Annotated in this window: 2 protein-coding genes; both read right to left on the reverse strand. The window is 43.1% G+C overall.

The window, feature by feature from the left end; translation table 11 throughout:
* The coding region (locus tag CXF58_RS01110; RefSeq protein WP_102076313.1) for a DUF305 domain-containing protein at positions 1-459 on the reverse strand (459 nt) is incomplete at its 3' end.
* Between the two features lie 95 nt (positions 460-554).
* Positions 555-1,700, reverse strand: a complete 1,146-nt coding sequence (locus CXF58_RS01115) for a copper resistance protein B (RefSeq protein ID WP_102076314.1) — start codon at positions 1,698-1,700, stop codon at positions 555-557.
* Positions 1,701-1,765: the final 65 nt, after the last annotated feature.

Raw genomic sequence — 1,765 nt, forward strand, 5'->3', positions numbered from 1 at the left:
AAGCGCTTGCATCTCAGCGATTTCACGCTTTTGTGCTTCGATAATGTCATCAGCAAGCTGACGTACACGTGGATCTTCGATATCAGCACGCGAACTGGTCAAAATAGCAATCGAGTGATGCGGTATCATCGCCTGCATCCAATCCACTTGATCGACCGTTTGCTGAGAGCGTACGCCCCAAAGACCAAAGGCAAATAAAACTACGCTAACCCCATAAACCATCAAGTTTATCTTGGTTTTTTTATACATATTAGTCATAAAGGCGAGCATGATAATTGCCATTACCGCGCCCATATACAGCGCCATATAAGCTCGGGTTTCACTAAAGTAAATATGATCCCACTGATAGGTGTTAAAATACATCATGATAAACATCACCACTGTCGATGTTAAAATCATGATTGTGAACTTTACATAAGGGTTCATTTGCTTCTGTTTATTATCCATATGGTTATTCATATTCTTGTCCTTAATTTAGTAAAAAGGCACCTAAATAAAGAGGTGCCTTTTTTTAGAGCTAGTGTTATAAACTGTTGTTACTTACATGGTTAACACTAGAACCAAAACATCACACCAGCAGTCAGACTATTAGAATCAACGTCTTCGTCCTCTTGACGACGTAAGTCTCGCGCATCACCCAAGGCGCTCTTGTAGCTGAAACCAACATAAGGCGCGAGCTGACGACTGAATGTCTCATAAGCCAGCCTAACTTCAGCTTCAAACTCATTAAATCCTTTAGTAATACCGTTATCGGTATCATCTTTACTAAAGGCAGTCAGCTCCAGCTCTGGTCTGACCACCCAACGCTGATCTAAGCGCCACTCGTACGCTGTCCCAAGATCAAGCTGGACTTGACCATCAGTATATAGATAAGCTCTTGCGTCAGTCTCAACGAAGTACGGCGCCGTACCAACAATGCCTGCCATGATTGCGGACTTATCGTTTTCAGTATTATAAGCAATACCCGCTTCTCCATTCCAGAAGATACCGAGCGGCTTCCAATAAGCGAGTGAGGTTAAGCTATCAATTTCTTTATCATCGTTAGTTTGAGCACTACCTTCACTGCGTAGAGTGACACGATTACTATCAGTACCGTACCACGTATCAAACTCAAAATCGATTTGGTCATTCTCAAACTGATAGCCCAAAGTTTCTACTGACACACCCCATAACGGTAAGCTATCCATCATCACAGGCTTACCAAAGCGACCATAGGGAACACCGTTCGAGTAGTCAGGACTGCGAGCATCAGCTGGAGCTTTACCACCTTGCATACCTCCTGACATATCCATACTGCCATGGTCCATGCCTGACATATCCATGCCACTATGATCCATACCTGACATATCGCCCGACATATCCATGCCACTGTGATCCATATCTGACATGTCACCTGACATATCCATACCACTGTGATCCATATCCGACATATCGCCTGACATATCCATACCACTATGATCCATATCCGACATATCGCCTGACATATCCATACCACTATGATCCATATCTGACATATCCATACCAGACATGTCCATACTGCCATGATCCATGTTCGACATGTCCATACTACTATGGTCCATATCTGACATAGTCATGTCTTTTTTAACCGTGGACGGGTCAGCAGCATTAGCAAATGATGATGCTAATAATACCAATGATGATACCCCGGCGAACCGTAAACCTACTTTATGTATTTTCATCTCATCTCTCACCTATCAACCAAAGATTTGCTTAAACAACGGCAACTTCTCTAAACATCCCTGCT

The sequence above is a fragment of the Psychrobacter sp. Sarcosine-02u-2 genome, from assembly GCF_002836335.1.
GTDB lineage: Bacteria > Pseudomonadota > Gammaproteobacteria > Pseudomonadales > Moraxellaceae > Psychrobacter > Psychrobacter faecalis.

What these genes read in the sequence shown, in the direction of transcription:
- CXF58_RS01115 (WP_102076314.1), bottom strand. Translation starts at nt 1,700, where the DNA reads ATGAAAATACATAAAGTAGGTTTACGGTTCGCCGGGGTATCATCATTG.